This is a genomic window from Microbacterium neungamense (genome assembly GCF_024971095.1).
GTDB lineage: Bacteria > Actinomycetota > Actinomycetes > Actinomycetales > Microbacteriaceae > Microbacterium > Microbacterium neungamense.
The window spans coordinates 423,845-445,722 of sequence record NZ_CP069717.1 but is presented as its reverse complement, the minus strand read 5'-3'; the positions used below and the strand labels follow the sequence as shown (position 1 = coordinate 445,722).

Sequence of the window (21,878 nt, the reverse complement as noted above, 5' to 3'; positions counted from 1 at the left end):
CCGGCCGCATAATGAGTGCATGGACGCCATGATCACCTCCGCCCCGCGCACGGAGCACACCGGCGACCGGGTGCGGGTGATCGCGGATGTGAGTGGCCGCGCACCGCTGTGGTTCGCGGTGGACGAGGTGCATGCCCCTCTGCTGGGCGATCGCGCCGACCACGTCGCCATCGGACTGCTGATGACGGCGATGAAGGAGGGGCGCGACCTGCACGTCGGCGGCACGATGACCGACAGCCTGCTGCATCAGATGAACGGCGACCTGCAGCGGCTGCTCGCGCTCGTGCACCCCGGGCTGCACCGCATCCGCGTCGCCGCCGACGAGACGGCCCCGCCGGCCGCGCCGGCCCCGGGGGTGGCCGCCGGGTTCTCGGGCGGAGTGGACTCGTTCGCCACGCTCGCGGAGTACCACTGGGCCGACGACGTGGCGCCGTCCCTGAGGCTCACCCACCTGCTGAACAACAGCGTCGGGGCGCACGGCCGCGACGGCGATGCGCTCTGGCGCGCCCGGTGCGCGCCGCTCGCCCGCGCGGCGGCCGAGATCGGGCTGCCGTTTCTCACCGTGGACAGCAACCTCGACGAGCACTACCCCCGGATCGGGTTCATCCAGTCCGTGACGATGCGCAACGCCACCGTGCCGCACCTGCTCGGCGCCGGCATCGGCCGGCTGCACCTGTCGTCGGCGGTGGCGTTCCCGGACGTGCGCCTGGATGAGAAGATCGAGATCATCAACGTCATGCTCGTGCCGCTGCTGTCCACCACGGCGGTGACGATCGGCTCGGCGGGATCCGGACTCACCCGTGTGGAGAAGACGCTGGCGCTCGTGGGCAGGCCCGAGGCCCGCTACCTCGACGTCTGCACCGACGACGACCCGGAGCGGGTGCGCAACTGCTCGGCGTGCCCGAAGTGCGTGCGCACGATGCTCACGCTCGAGATGGCGGGGCATCTGCACGAGTTCGTGCCGGCGACGTTCGCCCTCGAGCCGTACTTCGCGCACCGCGACGCCTACATCGCGAAGGCGCTGGTGTCGGATGACGCGTTCGACCGCGAGATCCGCGAGTACGCGGCGCGCATCGGCTGGCACTGGACCGCGTCGGACCGCGCCCGGTCGGTGGTGGCGCGAGCGCGTGCGGCGGGAGCGCAGCTGCGCCGGGCCGCGTCCAGGAACCCGGTGGCGCGGGCGGCTTGGCGCGCTCTGCATCGCTGACCGCGGTGCGCTGCTGACCGCGGTGCACTGTGGACGCTGGCGCGTCGGCGTCAGCGGCTGCGCAGTGCAGCGGGGATGCCGGCGGGGAACGGCCTCTGGCCGAGCGGCAGTCCGCGCACCCGGGTGATCGCCGCCTCCAGGCCGTCCGACAGGGCCGCCACGGCGGCGGGGTCCACGGGCTCCGCGCCGTCGAGCGTATCCTCCAGGGAGCCGCCCAGCGGCCGGTACCGCGTCCGCCCCGGGGTGAGGGCGGCCTCGTAGTCGCGGAACTTGAAGTCCCCGCCGCCGAGCGGCGGGTCGAGGGTGGTCCACACCGCGGGGATGCCGTAGGCGTCGGCGGTAACCAGGCCGTGCAGCGAGGTCGTCACGACGCCGCGGGAGGCCGCGATCTCCCGCACGGCGGGTGCGGCGCGCTGGTGCACGTTCACGACCCTCGCGCCGTCCCCGGCCGCGGCGACGAGCGCCGCGAGCCCCGGGTGCGCGCGGTGATGCCCGTGCGGCACGACGGCGATGCGGCCGTCGCCGGGCGGGCGCGGCAGGAGGCGGCCGACCAGCAGCCCGGGATCGCCGTAGGCGGGTGCGGAGCTCAGGCCGATCCGTTCGGCGGTCAGCGGCCCGCGGACGGCGAGCACGGTGGCGTGCGGCAGCGGATGCCGGACGTCACCCATCAGTCCCGAGCCCCAGATCGCCCCGCTGTAGCCGCCCGGGAGGAATTCGAGCAGACTGCCCACTCCCACCAGGCGGGCGGTGCGCGGTTCGCGGTAGAGAGGCACGATGCCGTAGCGCGGCAGCAGCCACGGCGTGAGGTCGTCGCCGAAGTTCGGGTGCCCGTCCCACCAGAACGTCGGCACGATGACACCGCCGGATCGTGCCGACGGCTGCCCCAGCGCCTCGGCGAGCCGGCGCAGCTGACGCCCCCTCCGCCGCAGGCCGCCGTGGTAGGGCGGCGTCCACGGGCGCGTCACGCGCGGCCGCCGACGACTGCCGCACGCCCGCCCGGGGAGCCGACGTGCGCGCGCACCTGCAGCATGATCCGCTCGTACTCCTCGGCGATCCGGTCCCAGCCGAACGCGCCGACACGCTCCGCCCCGCGCCGGGCGAGGGAGAGCCGGCGCTCCTCGTCCGTCATCACCGAGCGGATCGCCGCGGCGAGCGCCGCCGTGTCCGTGGGGTCGACGAGGACGGCGTCCTCGCCGTCGCGGACGAGCTCGGCTCCCCCGCCGCGAGAGGTCATCACCAAGGCGGCGCCGCCGCGCCAGGCCTCCAGCGCCGCGATCCCGAACGCCTCCGAGCGGCTGGGCACGACCACCGCCGCCGCCTCGCCGATGCGGCGGGCCACACCGGCGGCATCCCGCTCGCCGACGAGACGCACACGGTCGCCGAGGCCCGCCGCCTCGATCCGCCGGTGCAGCGCGTCGCGTTCGGGGCCGCCGCCGATGATCTCCAGGCGCACGCCGGCGAGACCGGCCTGCGCGAAGGCGTCGATGAGCAGGTCGAACCCCTTCATCCGCCCGAGCCGGCCGACCGCCAGCACGAGCCGCTCGCGCGGGGCGTCGGGTGAGCGCACGCCGAGGGCGGGATCGACGCCGTTCGCGACGATCCGTCCGAGCCCCGGGGCCAGGCCGAACCGGGCGCGGAGGTCGTCGAGCACGTAGCGGCTCGGGGCCGTCACGGCCGCGGCCCGGCCGAGTGCGACGGTGAGGCTGCGTCGCAGGAACGCCGATCGGTAGGCGTTGTTGTCGTCGCCCAGCGTCTCGCCGTGCGAGCTGATCATCAGCGGCGTCCCGGTCGAGCGGTGCAGCGCCGACGCGTAGACGCCGTTCGGTCCGAAGCACTGGACGGCGAGCACCTCGGGCGCGAAGGCCCGGCACACGTGTCGCCACTCGCGCCACGCGCGGGGCATCGACCACACCGTGCGGACCGCCCCGTCGAGACTGCGCGCGGGTAACGGCGCGGGCAGGTAGTGCACCGGCACCGGGAACGGCCGTGAGGAGCGCATGCCGCGGTCCACCGTCCAGACCTCGACGGCGTGCCCACGGTCCTGCAGGCGCTGCGCCACCTGGGCGACGTGGGTCTCCACGCCCCCCACGTGCGGGATGAACGACGACGCGATCAGCGCGACGCGCAGCGGCGCACGCGGATCGACGCCGGCCCTCGGACCGGCGATCGACTCAGTGCGCGACGTCACGCCGGCCGCCCGTGGTCCGTTCCGGTGCCGTCGTGGGGACGGGCTCGTCACCGAACAGCTCATCGAGCGTCGACTCGTCGTCCAGGTGCTCGATGGCGGGCAGCTCCTGTCCCACGGTGCGGGGACGTTTCGGCGGGGTGCGCTTCGCACCGCGACCTCCCCTCGCCTTCGGCTTGGCGGGCGCCGGCGTCTCGGTCTCGGATGCTGCGGCCGATTCCGGCTCGTCGTGGCGGGAACGGTACTCGTACGCGTAGTACTTGGCGCCGGCGCTGGTGAGGGGCACCCGGTTGAGGACGAGGCCGAGCACGCGGCCGTTCACCTTCTCCAGCGCGGCGGTGGCCTTGTCGACGAGGTCGTAGGTGGTCTTGCCGACCGTGACGACGATGATCGCGCCATCGGCCTGGTGCGTGAGGATGACTCCGTCGGTCACCGGCAGCAGCGGCGGGGCGTCGATGATGACGATGGCGTGCTGCGCGAGCTCGTCGAGGACGGCGCGCATCCGGTCCGACCCGAGCAGCTCGCTCGGGTTGGGCGGGATCGTACCGGCGCCCAGCACGATCAGCCCCGGGGTGTGCGGCGCTCGCTGAAGCACCTCGATCAGCTCGGCCCGGCCGGCCAGCACGTCGGTGAGTCCCGCGCCGGGCACGAGCCCCATCGTCGCAGCGACCGTGGGGCGGCGCAGGTCGCCGTCGATGAGCGCGACGTGCTCGCCGTTCGCGGCGAGCATCGCGGCGAGGTTCGCGGCCACCGTCGACTTCCCGTCCCCCGGCAGCGCGCTGGTGACGACGATCCGCCGGGGCGGATGGTCGACGTCCATGAACTGCAGGTTGGTGCGCAGCGTGCGCAGAGCCTCGGTGATGGCGAAGCCGGCCTTGGTGTGCCTCGCGCTGTCGTCGATCAGCTGGGTACCGGGGTCCATGCCGCTCACCTGCGGGATGCTGCCGAGCACGGGGATCCCGATGCGCTGCTCGACGTCGTCGTTCGGCCGGATGCGGCGGTCGGAGAGCGCCCGCAGCACGGCGAACGCGATGCCCGCGCCCAGGCCGAGGAGGCCGCCGACCAGCAGTGAGGTCTCGGTGTCGGGGAAGACCGGCTCGGTCGGCAGCGACGCCGACTCACCGAGGAGGATCGTCACCGGGGCGGACCCCTCGGTGCCGTCGCCGTCGCTCGCGTCGATGGTGGCGATGAGGCCCTTCGCCCACGCCTCGGCGAGGCTGCGAGCGGATTCGGGCGTCGGGCCCTGCGCGGTGATCCGGAGGATGGGCGTGCCCGGGGGATTCGTGACCTCGATCCGGCGCACCAGATCCTCCGGCCGAGCCTCGATGCCCATCTCCTCGGCGGCGTACTCGGCGACCGTGCGCCAGGTCGCCATGTCGAGGAACGACTGCACCTTCGAGCGGGCCAGGCTGTCGTTGCCGGCGGGGGAGATCTGGTCGCCGGTCTCGGTGATGGTGTCACGGGCCTTCGCGAAGCCGCTGGCCGACGCCTGGTAGACCGGCGTCTGCAGCTGAACCCAGCCGTACCCGGCCCCGAGCCCGACGAGCACCAGCAGCACGATCGCAATTCCGTGGCGCCGCAGCGCCAGGAAGTAGTCGCGGATCTCCATCTCCACCCCCGTGTGTATTGCGGTTGATCTTACGCCCGCGCGTGTTCCGGTAGTCGCTCGATTCGCCGCGAGAGACGGCGAGCGCCTGCGCTCCGAGGCAGATGCCGGCGATCACGAAGGGGATCGACACCTGCGCCGACACCCAGAACAGGTCGAACTGCGCCTGCACGATGCGGGCGAGAACGGATCCGAGCGCGAGCATCCCGAACCGCGGGTCGAGTCGCCAGAGGACCACGACGATTCCCAGCCACATGATGCCGAAGCCGAGCAGCCCCACCAGGCCGGCCGAGGCCACCACCTCGAGCTCGGCCTGCGGCGGCTGGAAGGGCGAGGTGGGGGTGACGTACCAGTAGCGCAGTCCGTGCCCGAACAGGGGCGACTCCTTCCAGAGCGCGTACACCTGGCGGATCCACTCCAGGCGCTGGTTCGCCGAATTGAAGCGGTTCTGCGATTCGATCTGCTCGACCACGCTCTGCACGATGAGGACGACGCCCGGCACTGTGATCGCGCTGATGAGCACCCAGTGCTTCGCCGCGCCCTGCCGGACGACGTGGATCAGCAGGGCGACGAGGAGGCCGATCATGGCCTGACGCGACTGGGTGAGCAGCAGCCCGACCGCGGCGAGGATCATCGACGCGCGCGCCCAGCGCTTCGGCAGCGCCGCCCAGTCCGGGTTGAGGTACGCGAGGAAGGCCACGAACGCGAGGGCGCCGCCGGCGAAGTTCTTGTGCATCGGCCAGGGCCACTGCGGATACACCCCGGTGAACTCCCAGGCCGCGACCATCGGCACGGCCGCGATCAGCACGCCGACGGCGATCGTCGCCGCAACCAGGTGCATCAGCACGAACGCGATTCGCGCCTTGCCCGCCCGGCCGATCGCCCAGCCGGTGATCAGCGCGCCGGAGATCAGCAGCCACGCGTGGACCCATTCGATCGTGTTCTGGACGAACGGGTTCACGATCACCGTGAACAGCGTCGCGAACTGGTAGACGAGGTTCAGCCGCAGCAGCGCCTTCATCGGGGGGCTGAGATCGCGGTCGCCGAGGAACACGGCTGTGGCGCAGGCGGCCGCGAGCGCGGCATCCGACACGGTGAGGTCCCCGCCGCCCAGCCCCATCCGCTCGACGACGAACAGCGCGGGCGTGGCGATCAGCGGGATGGCCATCGGCTGCGCTCCGGTCAGCACCAGGCCGATCAGCAGCACCCCGATCGCGGCGGCGGTGACGGCGCCGTTCGCGATGCCGCGATCGAGCAGCAGGTAGGCGCCGGCCGCGACGCCGCCGGCGAAGAGCGTCCACTGCCACACGTGCGACCAGGCATCCGCGAGGCGCGGCGAAAGGGACGTGCGCGTACCCAGCCCCATCCCCATGTCCGCCCCCTCAAGCGTGAGTTCAGTATGACACCCGCACGCTCGCCACGAACAGGAGAGGGGTCCAGATCGTTCACCTCCGCGTCGCACGCATGCGCCATGATGAGACTACGGTGTCCCTGGGGGAAGAGGAACGATCGTGCGGCTCTCTGTCATCGGGTGCGGCTATCTCGGGGCCGTGCACGCCGCGGCCATGGCCTCCATCGGGCACGACGTGGTCGGCATCGACATCGACGAGGGCAAGATCGCCGCGCTCTCCCGCGGCGAGGCGCCGTTCTTCGAGCCCCGCCTGCAGGAGCTGCTCGCCGAGGGCATCCGCTCGGGCCGGCTGACCTTCACCACCGGCATCGCCGCCGCCGCGGGCGCCGACGTGCACTTCGTCGGGGTCGGCACCCCGCAGCAGCAGAGCGGCCACGCGGCCGACCTCAGCCACGTCGATGAGGCCTTCGACTCCCTGCTGCCGCATCTGCGCCCGGGCGACGTCGTCGCCGGCAAGTCCACGGTGCCCGTCGGCACCGCCGCGGTGCTCGCCGAGCGCGTCGCGGTCACGGGCGCCACCCTGGTCTGGAACCCGGAGTTCCTGCGCGAGGGCTGGGCCGTGCAGGACACGATCGACCCCGACCGCATCGTCGTGGGCGTCCCCGACGGCGACGAGGGCGAGCGCGCGGCATCCGTCCTGCGCGAGGTGTACCACCCCGCGATCGCGAAGGACACCCCGTTCATCGTCACCGACTACGCCACCGCCGAACTCGTCAAGGTCGCCGCCAACGCGTTCCTGGCCACGAAGATCTCGTTCATCAACGCGATGGCGGAGATCGCGGAGGTCACCGGGGCGGATGTCACGCTGCTCGCCGAGGCGATCGGGCACGACGCCCGGATCGGCCGCAAGTTCCTCGGCGCCGGCATCGGGTTCGGCGGCGGATGCCTGCCGAAGGACATCCGCGCCTTCGCTGCACGGGCCGAGGAGCTCGGCCGGCGCGAGTCGGTCAGCTTCCTGCGGGAGGTGGATGCCATCAATCTGCGCCGCCGCGATCGCGCCGTGCAGCTCGTGATCGACGGCCTGGGGGGAAGCGTGTTCGGCAAGAAGGTGGCGGTGCTGGGTGCGGCGTTCAAGCCGTTCAGCGACGACGTGCGCGACTCCCCCGCTCTGGATGCGGCGGTGCGGCTGCGCGGCCTCGGCGCCGACGTCGTCGTCACCGACCCGCAGGCGATCGAGAACGCGCGGCGCCTGCATCCGCAGCTGACGTACGTGACGGAGCGCGACGAGGCGCTGCGCGACGCGGATGCGGTGCTGCTGGTGACCGAGTGGGACGAGTACCGCCGACAGCTCACCCCCGAGCACGCGGCGTCCCTCGCGCGCGGTCGGGTCGTGGTCGACGGCCGCAACTCGTACGACCCGAAGGCCTGGCGGGCCGCAGGCTGGACGTACTTCGGCATGGGGCGCCCGTAGTGCCCGGACTCCTCGTCCACGAATGGATCGAACCGTCGGGCGGCGCCGAGCAGGTGCTCGAGGCGATGGCGCGGGCGTTCCCGGATGCCGGCATCCGCTGCCTGTGGGACGACGCGCCGGAGCGCTTCGGGGGTCGCGCCCGGGAGAGCTGGCTGGCGCGCACGCCGTTGCGCCGGCACAAGGCGCTCGCGCTGCCGTTCATGGTCCCGACGTGGCGCCGGCTGGCCGCCGACCCGGAGGCGGAGTGGATGCTGGTCAGCTCGCACCTCTTCGCCCACCACGCCCGGATGCCGGGCCGCGACGTGCCGAAGTACGTGTACGCGCACACTCCCGCCCGGTACATCTGGAATCCCGAGCTCGACGAGCGCGGCGACCGGCCCCTGGTGCGGGCGGCGGCGCCGGCGCTGCGACGGCTCGACCGCCGCCGGGCGCAGGAGGCGACACGGATCGCGGCGAACAGCGCGTTCGTGCGCGACCGCATCCGTCGCGCCTGGGGGCGGGGCGCCGAGGTGATCCACCCGCCGGTGGCGGTGGACCGCATCCTCGCGCGGGACGACTGGCGCGCCGAGGTGAGCGCCGACGCCGAACGGCGGGTGCTCGACGAGCTGCCCGAGGCCTTCGTGCTGGGCGCCTCGCGGTTCGTGCCGTACAAGCGGCTCGATCTCGTGATCGCGGCGGGGGCCAGGGCAGGGCTGCCGGTCGTGATCGCCGGCAGCGGTCCGGACGAGCCGCGGCTGCGCGCGCTCGCCGAGACGGCGGGCACGCCGGTGCGGTTCATCATCGCACCGTCGGACGCTCTGCTGTATGCGCTGCTGCAGCGGGCCTCCGCATTCGTGTTCCCGGCGGTGGAGGACTTCGGGATCCTGCCGGTGGAGGCACAGGCCGCCGGCACCCCGGTCGTCACCGGACCGGTGGGCGGCCAGACCGAGACGTACACTGCCGGGGTGAGCGGGGTGACGGCAGACGCATCGGATGCCGGGGCCCTCGCCGCCGCCATCACCGCCGCGATCGCCCTGCCGTGTTTCGACGCGGAGGCCGCCGTGGGCCGCTTCCGCGAGTCCGTCTTCACCGCCCGCATCCGCGAGTTCGTCCGATGACCCCGGCCCCTGAGCCCGCCCCGGACCCTGAGCCTATCTCGGACCCTGAGCCTGTCGAAGGGTCCGACTTCCCGGACGCTGAGCCCGTCGAAGCGTCCCGCCCGCACCCGGACGCTGAGCCCGTCGAAGCGTCGTCCCCTCCCCGCCGCTCCGCCACCCTCGACCCCCTCCGCTTCCTCCCCCGCCTCGTGCTCGCCCCGTACTCCGTGGTGCTCCTCCTGCTCACCTGGCTGCCCGGCGAGCAGGCCGCCGTGGCCACCGGCATCGTGAACCGTCTGGCGCGCTTCCTGGCCGCCCGCGACATCGTCCCCTACGCGCTCGGCTACCCCGTGCTCGAGTTCCTCGCGAACATCGCCCTGTTCGTGCCGCTCGGGCTGCTGCTCGCCGCCGGCTGGCCGCGACTGTCGGGCTGGGCCATCGCCGCCACCGGGCTCGCCACCACCGTGACGATCGAGGCGGTGCAGATCCTCCTCCCGAGCCGGTATCCGTCCTTCTCCGACCTCGTCGCCAACACGCTCGGCGCCGTCGGCGGCTGGGGGCTGGTGGCCGGCGCCCGTGCACTCCGCGACGAGACTCGCCGTACCCTGGAGGGATGAGTGACCCCGACGGCGACACCCTGCCCCGCCTGAGCCGCCGCGAGCTGCGGCAGCTGCGCGAAGCCCTGCCGGACGCTCCCCCGCTGCCGCCTCAGCCGACCGGTCTGTTCCCGCCCGCCCAGCCGGCATCCGTCGCGCCTGCGACCGCGGTCGCCGAGGCGACCATCCTTACCGTCTGCACCGGGAACATCTGCCGCTCGCCGATGGCCGAGGTCCTGCTGCGCGCCCGCCTGCAGGGGCTGGGCGTGCGCGTGCACAGCGCCGGCACGCACGCGCTCGTCGGCCACGGCATGACCGAGCCGGCGGCCGCGCTGGCCACGCGCTTCGGCGCGCTCGAGACGGATGCCGCGGGCCACGCCGCCCGGCTGCTCACCGAGGGCATCCTCGGCGAGAGCGACCTGGTGCTGACGATGACGCGCGAGCACCGCTCGCCCGGCCGGCTACTACGTCCACCTGCGCGACATCAAGAACTTCATGTTCGGGAACACGTACACGTACCCGCCGAACACGCCGATCGAGAAGTTCCGCACCATGCTCGACGCGTGGTTCCTGCCGTGGTGGATGCCGCTGCTCGCCGTGCTGGCGGCGCTGCTGCTGATCGTCGGCGGATTCTGGGCCGGGCGGCGCAACGGCGCCGGCATTCCGGTGCGGGTGCGGGCGACGACCGCGGCGACGGTGGCGGGCCTGGCGAACTACCTGGGCTGGTGGTCCCTGTCGTCCGATCTGCCGCTCTGGGTGCGGCATCCGGCACCGGGGATCTTCGCGTTCGTCCCGATCCTCGCGGCGGTCGCGGTGTGGGGGGCACGGATGCTGTGGCGCGCCGACCTGCGGCCGGCCGGGGCGGCGGTGCGCGGCGGTGTCGCCGTCGCGGTCGGCGTGATCGGGCTGACCGCCGCGGCGGGCGACGTACTGCACGCGCAGCGCCCGTTCATGCCGCAGGAGACGCTGGCGGCGCAGCGCGCGGTGGTGGAGCCGATCCGCGAGTGGGTCGAGGAGTCCGACACCGAGTGGCTGGCGGCACAGCCCTGGGGCGCGCCGGTGTCGGCCGTGTTCCTGTCTGGCGCGCACATCGGCCTGTTCGACGCCCCCGGTATGGCCGAGACGCCGCGCCTGACGCACGACCCCTGCACCACCGAGATCCTCGTCGACGGGCCCGTCTTCCGCGTCTGCGCCGCCCCTCCCGGTCCCTGAACCGCCCGTCACCTCCCGGTCGTTGAGCGAGCGGAGCGCCCTCCCGGTCGTTGAGTGAGCGCAGCCGCCCCTCCCGGTCGTTGAGCGAGCGCAGCCGCAGGCGAAACGAGACGAAACGCCTCTCCTCCACACAGAGCCGCTGTGGCGAGTCCTCCACAGCGGCCAGCGGAGAGGCCGACGCGCCTCGGCACGGGCGTTACCGTGGGCTGACAACCCCGATCAGGCCGCGTCACAATGGAGGCATGTACATGTCCGAGGAGCTCGTCACGATCATCAGCGCGCTCGTGACACTCGGAGTCGGTATGTTCGCGGGCTTCGCATGGGTGATCCACCGGATGGACGCCAGGTTCGCGTCGTTCAATGACAAGTTCACTGCCGAGATCAAGTCCGTCGACGAGAAGCTCACCGGAGAGATCCGGGCACTCGACGAGAAGTTCACCGGACGCTTCGACGCAGTGAAGGACGAACTCACCGAGGTGAAGATCGCCGTGGCGCGCATCGAAGGGCCGCCGCGACATCTGATCACGGCGCGCTGAACCGGCGAGCTCGTTTCGTCTCGCTTCGCTCGCTCAACGACCGGGAAGGGGCCGACCCGGGAGGAGCGCGCGTTTCGTCTCGCTCCGCTCGCTCAACGACCGGGAAGGGGCCGACCCGGGAGGAGCGCGCGTTTCGTCTCGCTTCGCTCGCTCAACGACCGGGAAGGGGCCGACCCGGGAGGAGCGCGCGTTTCGTCTCGCTCCGCTCGCTCAACGACCGGGAAGGGGCCGACCCGGGAGGAGCGCGCGTTTCGTCTCGCTCCGCCTGCGGCGGTGCTCGCTCTACGACCGGCGGGCGAGGGTCAGAGGGCGAGGCGTTCCTTGACGATCGTGGCCAGCCGGTCGACGTGCAGCTGTGCGGTCTCGGCATCCGCTGCCTCGACCATGACGCGCACGAGCGACTCCGTGCCCGACGCGCGCAGCAGCACCCGGCCGGTCTCGCCGAGCTCCTGCTCGCACTCCCGCACGGCCGCCATGACGAACTCGTCGTTCACGCGGGTCTTGTCGACGTCCTTCACGTTCACCAGCAGCTGCGGGTACACGGTCATGATCGACGCGAGCTCGGCGAGCGTCTTCTTTTGCCGCGCCATCTCGGCGACCAGGTGCAGGCCGGTCAGCAGCCCGTCACCGGTGGTCGCGTAGTCGCTCATGATCACGTGCCCGGACTGCTCGCCGCCGAGCGAGTATCCGCCGGCGTTCATGTCCTCGAGCACGTACCGGTCGCCGACCGCGGTCTGGCGCACAGTGATGCCGTGCTCGCGCATCGCGACGTGCAGGCCCAGGTTGCTCATCACGGTCGCCACGAGGGTGTCGTGCTTGAGCTTGCCGCGCTCCTTCATCGCGACCGCGAGGATCGCCATGATCTGGTCGCCGTCGACGACGTTGCCATCGGCATCCACCGCGAGGCAGCGGTCCGCGTCGCCGTCGTGGGCGATGCCGACGTCAGCGCCTACGCGCACGACCTCGGCCGCGAGCTTGTCGAGGTGGGTCGAACCGACGCCGTCGTTGATGTTCAGGCCGTCCGGATCGGCGCCGATGACGGTCACCTTCGCGCCCGCGTTGCGGAACACCTCGGGGGACGCTCCGGATGCCGCGCCGTTGGCGCAGTCGAGCACCACGTGGATGCCCTCCAGCCGGTGCGGCAGCGAGGCCAGCAGGTGCATGACGTAGCGGTCCTCGGCATCCGAGAAGCGCTGCACGCGGCCGACGTCACCGCCGGTGGGCTGCAGCTTCGGGCCGGACATCGCCTGCTCGATGCGCTGCTCGACGATGTCGGGCAGCTTCACGCCGCCGCGGGCGAAGATCTTGATCCCGTTGTCGGGCGCGGGGTTGTGGGACGCCGAGATCATCACGCCGAAGTCGGCGTCGATGTCCGAGATGAGGAACGCCGCCGCGGGGGTCGGCAGCGTACCGGCATCCAGCACGTCCACTCCCGACGATGCGAGACCCGCCTCGACGGCCGCGCTGAGGAAGTGACCGGAGATCCGCGGGTCGCGAGCGACGACCGCGGTGAGCCGCTTGCCGGCGGCGCGACGCGCCTCGGCGATACGGCCCTGGCCCAGGACGACAGCAGTCGCCTGGGCCAGGTTGAGCGCAAGCTCGGCGGTGAGGGTGCCGTTCGCCAGCCCCCGCACCCCGTCCGTACCGAACAGTGCCATGTATGGAACGGCGTCGATCAGCGCTTCGAGTACTGCGGGGCCTTGCGGGCCTTCTTGAGACCGGCCTTCTTGCGCTCCCTGACGCGAGCGTCACGGGAGAGGAAGCCGGCCTTCTTCAGGGTCGGGCGGTTGTTCTCGGCGTCGATGTTGTTCAGCGCGCGGGCGATGCCGAGGCGCAGAGCGCCTGCCTGGCCCGAGTCGCCGCCGCCCGAGATGCGGGCGATGACGTCGTACGCGCCGACGAGGTTCAGCGCGGTGAACGGGTCGGTGATCAGCTGCTGGTGCAGCTTGTTCGGGAAGTAGTCCTCGAGGGTACGGCCGTTGACCGTGATGACGCCCGAGCCGGGGATCAGACGCACGCGGGCGATGGCCTGCTTGCGACGGCCCACGGCGGCGCCGGGAACGCTCAGCACGGGGCGGGGAGCGTTCTCCACGACCTCTGCCTCAGGGGTCGCGGTGGAGTAGTTCTGCGGGAATTCGGTGGTGTCCTGGATGTCGGCCACGAGTATGTCCTTAGTCTGAGCGGCGCTTACTGGGCGACCTGGTCGAGCGTGTACGGCGTGGGCTGCTGAGCGGCGTGCGGGTGCTCGGCACCGGCGTACACCTTCAGCTTCGACAGCTGCTGGCGGCCCAGGCTGTTCTTCGGGAGCATGCCGCGGACGGCCTTCTCCACGGCGCGGACCGGGTTCTTCTCGAGGAGCTCGGCGTAGTTCACCGACTTGAGGCCGCCCGGGTAGCCGGAGTGGCGGTAGGCCAGCTTCTTCTGGAGCTTCTGACCGGTGAGCGCGACCTTGTCGGCGTTCACGATGATGACGAAGTCACCGGTGTCGATGTGGTTGGCGAAGGTCGGCTTGTGCTTGCCGCGCAGGAGTGCGGCGGCGTGCGAAGCCAGACGGCCGAGGACGACGTCAGTGGCGTCGATGACGACCCAGTCACGCTGGACCTGCCCGGCCTTCGGGGTGTAAGTGCGCGTCACGATAGTGCTGCTTTCTTGTCGAACGGAGGTGTTCGTGAATCCCACTCCGGGGTGGTTCCCGATCATGACCCTTCGACAAGCTCAGGGTCCGAGCGGGAACAGCGCCAGTGGAGGGCTCACGTTCGCGGCACCCGGCAGCCGGGCACCAAAGGTCAAGCTTACGGCATCCGGCATCCGCGGCGCAAAGCGAGGGTCACTGCGCGGCGTCCGCCCGCGGGAACAGCGCGTCGCACGACGGATCGATCGTCACCGGAGTCTGAGTGACGGTGGGCGTGTACCGCACTGCGAGCGGAGCGGCGGCGTCGGCCGGCACGGTCGAGGTGAACGAGACCGTGCGCGACTCGCCCTTGGGCACGGCGATGAACAGGCTGCGGGTCTCGCGGCCGTTGTACACGCCGCTGCGGTCCCACCCGTCGCGGTCGCCGCTGGCCGGATCGACACCGACGAGCTGCCCGCCCGGCAGCGCCATGCCGATCACATCGAGCAGCATCGTCGTGCGCGGGAAGCCCCAGCTCGGGTTCCGGTGGCCGAGGGTGTAGGTGCTCAGGTCGCCGGTGGGCACGGAGTTCTGCATGGTGAGGGCGGTGGTGACGGTCCGGTTCTCGGCGGAACACGTCACGGTGACGGCGTTGGACAGGTAGTACTCGAGCTTCGAGTACGACGAGTCGTTGAGGTAGACGCCCACCTGCGTCTCCTCCGCGTTCGTCGAGGCGACGTGCCCGTCGATGCCGAGTTCGACCGCCATCGCCTGCTGGGCGGGGTCCGCGAACCACGCGTAGATGCGCTGCTCGGACGCCGCCTTCTTCAGCTGCTCGAGCATCGCCAGCGGATCCCAGCCGCCGCTCATCACGGTGGAGAAAACCGCCGACGACACCTTCGCGAAGTACGCGTCCGCGGCCGGACCGTCGTTCCCGAAGCGCTCGTAGGTGTCACTCAACAGCAGCTTGACCGCATTGTCGGCGGTCACGGGCGTCGCCTCCCCCGGTACGGTCACCGGACCGGCGACGCTGAGCATGTACGACAGCACGACGGGGTCGAGTGCGATGATGCCGTCGGGGCGGCCGCCGATGGTCTGCGCCCACAGACCGTTCACCATCGTCGCGGCATCCGCGAAGTCCGGGGGCCGGGTGTAGTTCTGCGAGTAGAACCAGGTGTCCTCCTCGAACAGCGCCATCTTCTCCGGGGAGTCCAGCCCCACCCGGTAGCGCCCGGTCGGGCCCTCGTTGACGAAGATGCGCGCCTGCGGGTCGTCGCGCATCGTCACCCTGCCGTTGTCGACGAGCAGGATGGTGCCCGCGCCCGGGTTGCCGCCGGTGGCGCGGATCTCGGCGTTGTTCTGGAACAGCAGGGCGTACGTGCGGGGGCCGTCCGCGCCGAGCACGGACAGGACGAGGGGCAGGTGCTTCTCCGCGAAGGCGAGAGCGGGCGCCGCATCGTCGATCACGTCGACGATCTGCCCGATGTTCTCCTCGATCATCGGGTGGATGGCGTCCCGGTCGATCCGGTCGACGTGCGACTTCGCCTCGTCGAACACCGCGCGCAGTGCCGGGATCTGCGGTTGCGCGGCACGGAACGGCTCGAGGTTGATGCCGCCGCCCTCGACCTTGATGTTGCCGATGTCGGCGACCTTCATCAGGTCGAGCATGATCGGCATGGCGTCGCGCACCAGGATGTGCGTGGCCTGGGTCGTCTCGCTGACGGCGGTGACGTTCGCGCCCACCCAGGGCACCCGGCTGGCGAACGTCCACAGATCGTTGCTCGCGGTGCGGTCGGCGGATGCCGTCAGCTCGAGCACCTCCGCGGAGACCTGGTCGATCTTCGCGGTGTCGCCGGCGCGCACGAGCGGCACCAGCTGGGACATCTTCGACTTCGCCGCCTGCAGATCGTCGCGCACCTGCATCGCCTGGTTGACGAAGACCGCACCCGCGATCGCGGCGGCGATGGCGAGCAGGATCAGGACGAGGAGGGTCCACAGGATCGCGGCGCGCACCGGATGCCGGCGCTTACGGCGCGGCGGGCTCTCGTCGCCGGAGTCGGCGGCGAACAGCTGCTCGACATCGTCGACCCCGTCCGCGCGTCCGTCGTCATCGCCCCTACGAGATGCGGACCGCACACCCATGGCATCCTCCCCCGACGCTGGACTGTTCGCACAAGGATACTGCCGGGCGTGCTCGCGTCCTATGGCTGATCGCGAACTTCGTCACGCGGGACCGGGAGGCGTTCACGGGTCTGGACGGCCTGGTCCGCATCGAGGTGCGCCGCGGCTACGCCGCCTCCGCCGTCACGAGGATCGGCCGGTGGTCGCTGGTGCCCTGCGGCAGGGTGCGGATGCTGTCGATGTGGAACCCGACCGAAGTCGCGAAGTCGTAGTGACCGCGGAACACCCGGTAGCGCGTGTAGGTGTGGTCGTCGCTGAGCGTGAGCGCGTAGCCGTGCTCGCGCACGGTCTGCCCGAGGTTCTCCTTGAAGACGGGGTAGTTGTAGTCGCCGACCATGAGCACCGGGAGCCCCGGGCCCATCGCCTCGAGCTCGTTCAGGGCGGCCCGGATCTGGTTGCGGCGCAGGGAGTTCAGCGCGGTGAGCGGCGCGGCGTGAAAGGAGGCCACGATCAGCCCGCGCCCGCTGTCGATCTCGTGCATCCGGGCGCCGAGGACGCGTTCATGGGCGGGTTTCAGCATCCGGTCGTGCAGCGACTTCTTCAGGCCGATGGTGCGCACGTCGTCGATGCGGAAGGTGTTGGCGCGGGCGTACATCGCCAGCCCCAGGCGGTTGCCGGCGGTGGCGCGCACGAGCGTGAGGCCGTCGACGGCGTCCGGGAGGGCGGTGGTGTCGCATTCCTGCAGGCAGAGGATGTCGGGGGCCTGCGCGGCGACCAGCTGCGCGAGTTCGCTCGCGGCCCGGTGCTTACGCAGGTTGTACGAGATGACCCTCATGGCGCCCACGCTAGTAGCCCGTCCCGCGGATGACGCAAGGGGCTGGACGGTGTTACGACGAATCACCACCGGCGAGTTGCTTCGGAAAATCCGGACGAACCGGCGCCCGCCCGGCGTGTCCCGGCCCGACACGCCGGCGGCACACCGACTGATCTCCGTTTTCCGGATGCCGGGCGGGCAGGGGTTCCGGATGCCGGGCGGGCACAGGTTCCGGATGCCGGGCGGGCAGGGGTTCCGGATGCCGGGGAGTGCCGGTCACTCGTCGTCGACGGGGTCCATCCCGGGCACCGAGCCGTCGCGGTCGCGGCGGGCCCTGGTCTGCTCGGCGCGGGCGGAGAGCAGCTCGTCGGCCGGGTAGCCGACCTCGGTCAGGGTGAGGCCGCGGGCGGCGAGCACCTTGAACTCGCTGGTGCGGGTGAGCGCGTCGCGCAGGGTCACCAGGTCGTCGACGTCGAGGCGCCCCTCCCCCACCGCCGCGCACGCGCCGACGAGGGCGCGGACCATGCTGTGGCAGAACGCGTCGGCCTTGACCTCGGCGACGAGCACGCCCTCCTCGTCGCGGTGCCAGCGGTAGTCGAGCAGCGTGCGGATCGTGGTGGCGCCCTCGCGCCCCTTGCAGTAGGCGGCGAAATCGTGCAGGCCGATGAGCGTGCGGGCGGCGGCGTCCATCGCGTCGACGTCGAGTTCGCCACGGATGCTGGTGGTGTCGTTCCGGCGCAGCGGGTCGTAGCCGCTCACGGCGTCGGCGAGCCGGTACCGGTACCGCCGCCAGACGGCGGAGAAGCGGGCGTCGAACCCCTCCGGGGCGAGGGAGCTCGCGGTGACGGTGGCGTCCGCGTAGGCGCCGAGCACACCCCGCATCCGTCCCGCGATCGATCCGGCGGGATCGTGCGCGGCGCGACCGTGCCGCGATTCCACGCGGGCCCACTGCGCGTCGTCGAGGTCGACGTGCGCGACCTGCCCGGTGGCGTGCACCCCGGCATCCGTGCGCCCGGCGACGACGAACTGCACCTCGGAGCCGACGATGCGGGCCAGCGCCGCCTCGAGCACCCCCTGCACGGTGCGCAGGCCCGGCTGCTTCGCCCAGCCGCGGAAGTGCGTGCCGTCGTAGGCGATGTCCAACCGAATGCGCACGGATTCAGCCTATCGGCGCGGCCCCTTCGCGCCGGGCCGCCGCCAGTGCAGCGATGTCGGCGGGGTCAGTTGCTGCGTGAGTCGCTCCACGTTTCGGGGTTACTGGAGATCTTCTCGAAGCCCAGAGTCCGTAGCAACCGAGATCCAGTGGCTCGATCCAGACCAAAAACCGGTCGAACTCCGCACGCGTCCACTCTCGCTCAGAGCAGACGGCTTGCCGAAGTTCCATCGGGGGCTGATCGTCGGCTCCGCCATCTACCCATGCCTGGGCAGCGAGACGCTGCCTCTTTGTGCGCGCGCGATCAAGTGCGCGCGTGACTGCACGCCCGCCCTGTACGAGTGTCGCGATTGTCAGACCCGCCTGCACCACGTCCCACACCAGCGGAATGAAGTCACCGCCGCGGCCATGCACATCGACCTGCAGGACCTCACCGTCGGCCAGCCGGGCTGCATCTGCGAGCGTCACATCGTCCGTGATCACTCCCACCCAATAGCGCGTCGCGCGGCCTTCCCGGACGACCACCGACGGACTCTGAGACAGCGGACCGAACGTCCTTGTCAACGCGTGTATCAGCGCCTCGGTGGGTTCACCCGCGATGAGCGCTTCGCGAGGTTCAACCCCGTCCTCCGTACCCGTGTCGCCGTCGAACCAGACCCGAACCTCTACAGTGTCGCCCAGGACAGAGCCGTCCCTTCGGCGTTGCTCCGCGGTGATCAAGAATCGCACGATCGCACGAAGTTCCGGAACACGGGTTGATGCCGCTGTCCAGACGACGTCATCGTCGACCGTCGCGTATCCATGGGCGAGAATGTTGCGGAGTCCGATGATGCGATTGATCTCCGGAATCTGGTCAGCCATCTCGGGATCGAGTCTTCGAAGACGGTTCAAAGCTTCCCCGATGATCTCGAGCTGGCGTTCCACGGCCGACCGCCGGAGGCCATCCGCGAGGTATGCGACCTGATCAAGCCCTTCGATGAACTCCGCGATCTGCTCAGACGCCGCCCGCACATCCCACAGCAGCGCGAGCAAGTCAGGCCGCATAGATCTCCTGAGCTTCGCCCGCCGCTCGGGCGCGGAAATACGGATTCCGGACAGCACTCGCCATCACGAGGTCGACAGGCCTTCCGAGCACCTTCTCAAGGTCTTCCTTCAAGCCGAAGTAGGCGTCGAACGGATCCTGGACGCCGGCGTGGAACTCAACGAGGACATCCACATCGCTCTCCTCGCGGAACCGTGACGTGGTCGCGGATCCGAAGACGTGCAAGCGTTGAACAGCGTGCGAACGCGCGATACGCGCGATCACTTCACGATCCAGGTCGACCTGCAGTCCCATGGCCCGAGTTTAGCCCTGCAGCGCTCCTGCCGGAGCCGGAACGCAGGGCCGCCGCCAGTGCAGCGATGTCGGCGGGCGTGGTGCGGCAGCATCCGCCGATGAGTTTCGCGCCGCGCTCGCGCCACTGCGGTGCGAGGTCGGCGAGCGAGGCGGATGCACCGCCACCGGCCCAGCGTTTGGCGACGGGGTCGTAGCTCTCCCCGGAGTTCGGGTAGACGATCAGCGGCAGCCAGGTGTGCCCGGCGAGCTCCTCGAGCGCGGGAGTGACGAGGTCGGCGGGGACGCAGTTCACCCCGATCGCGACCACGCTGGGGCGGCCCTCGAAGGCGCGCGCGACGTCGGCGAGGGGCGTGCCGTCGCTGAGGTGACGCGCGTCGCGCAGGGAGAACGAGTACCAGGCGGGGATGCCGAGTTCGTCGGCGAGCGTGGCCACGGCGAGCGCCTCGGTCAGCTTCGGCAGCGTCTCCACGGCGAGGACGTCGGCGCCGGCCTCTGCCAGCGCGGTCGCGCGCGGACGGTGGAACGCGATGAACTCGTCCCGGGTCAGGTCGTAGTCGCCGCGGTACTCCGAGCCGTCCGCCCGGTAGGCGCCGTACGGGCCGACGGACCCGGCGACGAACAGCGGCGGGCCGTCGGGGTTCGCGTCGAGGGCCGCCTCACGCGCCGCCTCCGCGAGGAGCACGCTGCGCGCGATGAGGTCGAGCGCGGTCTGGCCGTCGATGCCGCGAGCCGAGAATCCCTCCACGCTGGCCTGGTAGCTGGCGGTGGTGGCGCACTGGGCGCCGACCTCGAAGTAGTCGCGGTGCACCTCCGCGATGACCTCGGGCTACTCGACGAGCACCTTGGCGGACCAGAGCGGGTCGGCGAGGTCGCAGCCGCGACGCTCCAGCTCGGTGGCAAGAGCGCCGTCGAGGAAGATCTCGTTCCCGTTCGCCAGGTGCTGGATCAGGTCGTGACGGGCGGGCATCGGGTTCCTTCGGGTCGGGCTCCGGCAGCCTATCGGGCGGTTCGACGGGGTCCGGGGATGTGACACGGGATCGACCCGGGAACGACGAAGCCCCCGGCGAACCGAGGGCTTGATCTGCGTAGCGGAGGCGGGACTCGAACCCGCGACCTCACGATTATGAGTCGTGCGCTCTCACCAACTGAGCTACTCCGCCGCGATGCAACCGGCTCGCGAGAGCGGATGCCAGAGCCCCGAGTCAGGATTGAACTGACGACCCCTTCCTTACCATGGAAGTGCTCTGCCACTGAGCTATCGGGGCGTTGCTGCCCTGTCCGGGCAACCAGTCGAGAATAGCATCTCGACGGCCGAGTTACGAAACCGGGGCGACCCCGTCGTAACGACCGGCGTTCTCCTTGAGCCACGGCATCGGGTCGATGGTGCTTCCGTTGACGATGAGCTCGAAGTGCAGGTGGGCGCCGAACGAGCGGCCGGTGTTCCCGACCAGTCCGACGGTGTCGCCGACCTTGACCTTGTCGCCGGCCTGGACGCGCAGCGAGCCGTACTGCATGTGCGCGTAGTGGCTGGTGATCACCTGGCCGTCGATGACGTGGTCGATGTACACGCTGACGCCGTACGCGCCGTCGGACTCCGTCGCGGTGCGGACCGTGCCGTCGGCGATCGCCTGGATCGGGGCGCCGGAGCCGGGGGTGAAGTCGATGCCCTCGTGCAGGCGGCCGTCGCGCATGCCGTAGCCGTAGCTCATCGACGTGCCGACGATGAACGGCCACTGGATCGCGGCGTCCGGGTCGTTGGTGAAGACGTCGGTGGAGTAGTTGATGCCCTCCTGGGCGGCCACCTCGGCGAGCGAGACGGTCGAGTAGTTCTCGGACCGCGCCAGCTGCTCGGTCTGCACGTCGGAGGAGGCCACGAACGCCTGGATCTCGTCCTCGTCGACGGCGTTCGCGCCGGTGCCCTCCTTCTGCGGGGCGACCAGGCTGGTGACCGTCTGGGCACCCGGGCCCTGCGCCGCGGCGACGGCGCCGGCCGGCAGCGTCATCGAGACGGTGAGGAGGCAGGCGACGCCCATCACGCCGACGCTTGCGCCGCCGGCGAGGATGTTGCGCAGCACGCGCGGCCGACGGGAAGCGGCGGGGGTCGACGCGGCGGATGTGGCGGCGGCAGGTGCGGCCGTGACGGTCTGCCGCGCTGCGCCGGTCTCCCGCGCTGCGCCGGTCGCCGTCTCGGAGTCCGCGTCGGCGTCGAAGCCGAAGGCCTGGGCGGCCGCGGTGAAGGCGTCGCCCTCGAGGACGACCGTTGCGTCGTCGTTCACGCGGGAAAGACGCTCGGCCGCGCGGGGAAGCTCGCTCGCGCGGGGGAGGTCGTGCGGTGCGGCGGTGTCGCACGAGGGCATCGGGTCGTCGACCCCGTGGGATTCCTCCACCGCGGATGCCGCGACGCGGGACACCGGGATCGTGTCCTCAAGGTCCGGGAGGCGGGAGGACATCACCGTGCGGAGCGCGTCGTCTGCGTCGCCGGCCGGCTCGGCGAACATCTCGGCCAGGGAGGCCTCGGCCGCGGGGCGGGTCGGGTCGGCGTCGACCGACTCGACGCCGGCCGGGGCGTGCGCGTCGTGACGAGCGGGGGCGTGACCGTCGTG

21 protein-coding genes, 2 tRNA genes and 1 pseudogene are annotated in these 21,878 nt (G+C 71.3%); 7 read left to right on the top strand and 17 right to left on the bottom strand.

Annotation, left to right across the window (positions count from 1 at the left end):
* Positions 1–19 precede the first annotated feature (19 nt).
* Positions 20–1,207, top strand: coding sequence for a hypothetical protein (locus tag JSY13_RS02160; RefSeq protein WP_259607368.1), 1,188 nt, complete (start codon positions 20–22; stop codon positions 1,205–1,207).
* A gap of 50 nt (positions 1,208–1,257) precedes the next feature.
* Here JSY13_RS02160 and JSY13_RS02155 read toward each other — a convergent pair whose 3' ends face one another.
* From JSY13_RS02155 to JSY13_RS02140, 4 genes are all read right to left on the bottom strand, one after another.
* A complete protein-coding gene (locus tag JSY13_RS02155) occupies positions 1,258–2,172 on the bottom strand; it encodes a polysaccharide pyruvyl transferase family protein (RefSeq protein WP_259607367.1) in 915 nt (304 codons plus the stop codon).
* Positions 2,169–3,395 carry a glycosyltransferase family 4 protein gene (locus JSY13_RS02150; RefSeq protein ID WP_259607366.1) on the bottom strand — a complete coding sequence of 409 codons (1,227 nt, stop codon included), beginning with the start codon at positions 3,393–3,395 and terminating at the stop codon, positions 2,169–2,171. Before JSY13_RS02150 ends, JSY13_RS02155 begins: the two co-directional genes overlap by 4 nt.
* A complete protein-coding gene (locus JSY13_RS02145) occupies positions 3,379–4,314 on the bottom strand; it encodes a CpsD/CapB family tyrosine-protein kinase (RefSeq protein WP_259608242.1) in 936 nt (311 codons plus the stop codon). The genes JSY13_RS02150 and JSY13_RS02145 overlap by 17 nt, the downstream gene beginning before the upstream one ends.
* 535 nt (positions 4,315–4,849) lie before the next feature.
* On the bottom strand, positions 4,850–6,370 hold the full coding sequence (locus tag JSY13_RS02140) for an O-antigen ligase family protein (RefSeq protein WP_259607365.1): 1,521 nt from the start codon (positions 6,368–6,370) through the stop codon (positions 4,850–4,852).
* Between the two features lie 139 nt (positions 6,371–6,509).
* Between JSY13_RS02140 and JSY13_RS02135 the strand changes: the two genes are divergently transcribed.
* The 6 genes and pseudogenes from JSY13_RS02135 to JSY13_RS02115 all read left to right on the top strand — a co-directional run bounded on the left by JSY13_RS02135 (position 6,510) and on the right by JSY13_RS02115 (position 11,240).
* On the top strand, positions 6,510–7,820 hold the full coding sequence (locus JSY13_RS02135; protein ID WP_259607364.1) for a UDP-glucose dehydrogenase family protein: 1,311 nt from the start codon (positions 6,510–6,512) through the stop codon (positions 7,818–7,820).
* Positions 7,820–8,917 carry a glycosyltransferase gene (locus JSY13_RS02130; RefSeq protein ID WP_259607363.1) on the top strand — a complete coding sequence of 366 codons (1,098 nt, stop codon included), beginning with the start codon at positions 7,820–7,822 and terminating at the stop codon, positions 8,915–8,917. The genes JSY13_RS02135 and JSY13_RS02130 overlap by 1 nt, the downstream gene beginning before the upstream one ends.
* Positions 8,914–9,513 (top strand): VanZ family protein, encoded by a 600-nt coding sequence (locus JSY13_RS02125; RefSeq protein WP_259607362.1) that lies wholly within the window; start codon positions 8,914–8,916, stop codon positions 9,511–9,513. The genes JSY13_RS02130 and JSY13_RS02125 overlap by 4 nt, the downstream gene beginning before the upstream one ends.
* A pseudogene (locus JSY13_RS12635) lies at positions 9,510–9,899 on the top strand (arsenate reductase/protein-tyrosine-phosphatase family protein); the annotation flags it as partial. The gene JSY13_RS02125 and the pseudogene JSY13_RS12635, both read left to right, overlap by 4 nt.
* 88 nt (positions 9,900–9,987) lie before the next feature.
* Complete coding sequence (locus JSY13_RS02120; protein WP_284439533.1) at positions 9,988–10,704, top strand: hypothetical protein; 717 nt, start codon at positions 9,988–9,990, stop codon at positions 10,702–10,704.
* Between the two features lie 248 nt (positions 10,705–10,952).
* Positions 10,953–11,240, top strand: a complete 288-nt coding sequence (locus JSY13_RS02115; protein ID WP_259607361.1) for a hypothetical protein — start codon at positions 10,953–10,955, stop codon at positions 11,238–11,240.
* Between the two features lie 302 nt (positions 11,241–11,542).
* On the opposite strand, the gene glmM is transcribed toward JSY13_RS02115, so the two are convergent.
* The 13 genes from glmM to JSY13_RS02055 form a co-directional block, all read right to left on the bottom strand.
* Complete coding sequence (gene glmM / locus JSY13_RS02110) at positions 11,543–12,898, bottom strand: phosphoglucosamine mutase (RefSeq protein WP_259607360.1); 1,356 nt, start codon at positions 12,896–12,898, stop codon at positions 11,543–11,545.
* A 17-nt stretch (positions 12,899–12,915) separates the two neighbouring features.
* Positions 12,916–13,401 carry a 30S ribosomal protein S9 gene (rpsI, locus tag JSY13_RS02105; RefSeq protein WP_259607359.1) on the bottom strand — a complete coding sequence of 162 codons (486 nt, stop codon included), beginning with the start codon at positions 13,399–13,401 and terminating at the stop codon, positions 12,916–12,918.
* A 26-nt stretch (positions 13,402–13,427) separates the two neighbouring features.
* Complete coding sequence (gene rplM / locus JSY13_RS02100) at positions 13,428–13,874, bottom strand: 50S ribosomal protein L13 (RefSeq protein ID WP_259607358.1); 447 nt, start codon at positions 13,872–13,874, stop codon at positions 13,428–13,430.
* A 193-nt stretch (positions 13,875–14,067) separates the two neighbouring features.
* Positions 14,068–15,993 (bottom strand): DUF4012 domain-containing protein, encoded by a 1,926-nt coding sequence (locus JSY13_RS02095; protein ID WP_259607357.1) that lies wholly within the window; start codon positions 15,991–15,993, stop codon positions 14,068–14,070.
* A gap of 145 nt (positions 15,994–16,138) precedes the next feature.
* Positions 16,139–16,807 carry an endonuclease/exonuclease/phosphatase family protein gene (locus JSY13_RS02090; protein WP_259607356.1) on the bottom strand — a complete coding sequence of 223 codons (669 nt, stop codon included), beginning with the start codon at positions 16,805–16,807 and terminating at the stop codon, positions 16,139–16,141.
* Positions 16,808–17,062: 255 nt separating this feature from the next.
* Complete coding sequence (gene truA, locus JSY13_RS02085; protein ID WP_259607355.1) at positions 17,063–17,941, bottom strand: tRNA pseudouridine(38-40) synthase TruA; 879 nt, start codon at positions 17,939–17,941, stop codon at positions 17,063–17,065.
* A gap of 4 nt (positions 17,942–17,945) precedes the next feature.
* The gene (locus tag JSY13_RS02080) at positions 17,946–18,971 is read right to left on the bottom strand and encodes a HepT-like ribonuclease domain-containing protein (RefSeq protein ID WP_259607354.1); all 1,026 of its coding nucleotides are present in this window, start codon (positions 18,969–18,971) and stop codon (positions 17,946–17,948) included.
* Position 18,972: 1 nt separating this feature from the next.
* Positions 18,973–19,275, bottom strand: coding sequence for a nucleotidyltransferase family protein (locus JSY13_RS02075; RefSeq protein ID WP_259607353.1), 303 nt, complete (start codon positions 19,273–19,275; stop codon positions 18,973–18,975).
* Entirely contained in the window at positions 19,247–20,092 is an 846-nt protein-coding gene (mmuM, locus tag JSY13_RS02070; protein ID WP_336297719.1) for a homocysteine S-methyltransferase, read from the bottom strand. Before mmuM ends, JSY13_RS02075 begins: the two co-directional genes overlap by 29 nt.
* Positions 20,093–20,101: 9 nt before the next feature.
* Complete coding sequence (locus tag JSY13_RS12515) at positions 20,102–20,242, bottom strand: hypothetical protein (RefSeq protein ID WP_336297699.1); 141 nt, start codon at positions 20,240–20,242, stop codon at positions 20,102–20,104.
* A gap of 119 nt (positions 20,243–20,361) precedes the next feature.
* Positions 20,362–20,435 (bottom strand) — tRNA-Met (locus tag JSY13_RS02065).
* Between the two features lie 33 nt (positions 20,436–20,468).
* Positions 20,469–20,540, bottom strand: a tRNA-Thr gene (locus tag JSY13_RS02060).
* Positions 20,541–20,591: 51 nt separating this feature from the next.
* Complete coding sequence (locus tag JSY13_RS02055; RefSeq protein ID WP_259607352.1) at positions 20,592–21,773, bottom strand: M23 family metallopeptidase; 1,182 nt, start codon at positions 21,771–21,773, stop codon at positions 20,592–20,594.
* Positions 21,774–21,878: the final 105 nt, after the last annotated feature.

What these genes read in the sequence shown, in the direction of transcription:
- JSY13_RS02160 (WP_259607368.1), top strand. Translation starts at nt 20, where the DNA reads ATGGACGCCATGATCACCTCCGCCCCGCGCACGGAGCACACCGGCGAC.
- JSY13_RS02145 (WP_259608242.1), bottom strand. Translation starts at nt 4,314, where the DNA reads ATGGACCCCGGTACCCAGCTGATCGACGACAGCGCGAGGCACACCAAG.
- JSY13_RS02140 (WP_259607365.1), bottom strand. Translation starts at nt 6,370, where the DNA reads ATGGGGATGGGGCTGGGTACGCGCACGTCCCTTTCGCCGCGCCTCGCG.
- JSY13_RS02125 (WP_259607362.1), top strand. Translation starts at nt 8,914, where the DNA reads ATGACCCCGGCCCCTGAGCCCGCCCCGGACCCTGAGCCTATCTCGGAC.
- JSY13_RS02120 (WP_284439533.1), top strand. Translation starts at nt 9,988, where the DNA reads ATGTTCGGGAACACGTACACGTACCCGCCGAACACGCCGATCGAGAAG.
- JSY13_RS02115 (WP_259607361.1), top strand. Translation starts at nt 10,953, where the DNA reads ATGTCCGAGGAGCTCGTCACGATCATCAGCGCGCTCGTGACACTCGGA.
- glmM (WP_259607360.1), bottom strand. Translation starts at nt 12,898, where the DNA reads ATGGCACTGTTCGGTACGGACGGGGTGCGGGGGCTGGCGAACGGCACC.
- JSY13_RS02095 (WP_259607357.1), bottom strand. Translation starts at nt 15,993, where the DNA reads ATGGGTGTGCGGTCCGCATCTCGTAGGGGCGATGACGACGGACGCGCG.
- JSY13_RS02090 (WP_259607356.1), bottom strand. Translation starts at nt 16,807, where the DNA reads ATGAGGGTCATCTCGTACAACCTGCGTAAGCACCGGGCCGCGAGCGAA.
- JSY13_RS02075 (WP_259607353.1), bottom strand. Translation starts at nt 19,275, where the DNA reads ATGGGACTGCAGGTCGACCTGGATCGTGAAGTGATCGCGCGTATCGCG.
- JSY13_RS12515 (WP_336297699.1), bottom strand. Translation starts at nt 20,242, where the DNA reads ATGCCCGCCCGTCACGACCTGATCCAGCACCTGGCGAACGGGAACGAG.
- JSY13_RS02055 (WP_259607352.1), bottom strand. Translation starts at nt 21,773, where the DNA reads ATGTTCGCCGAGCCGGCCGGCGACGCAGACGACGCGCTCCGCACGGTG.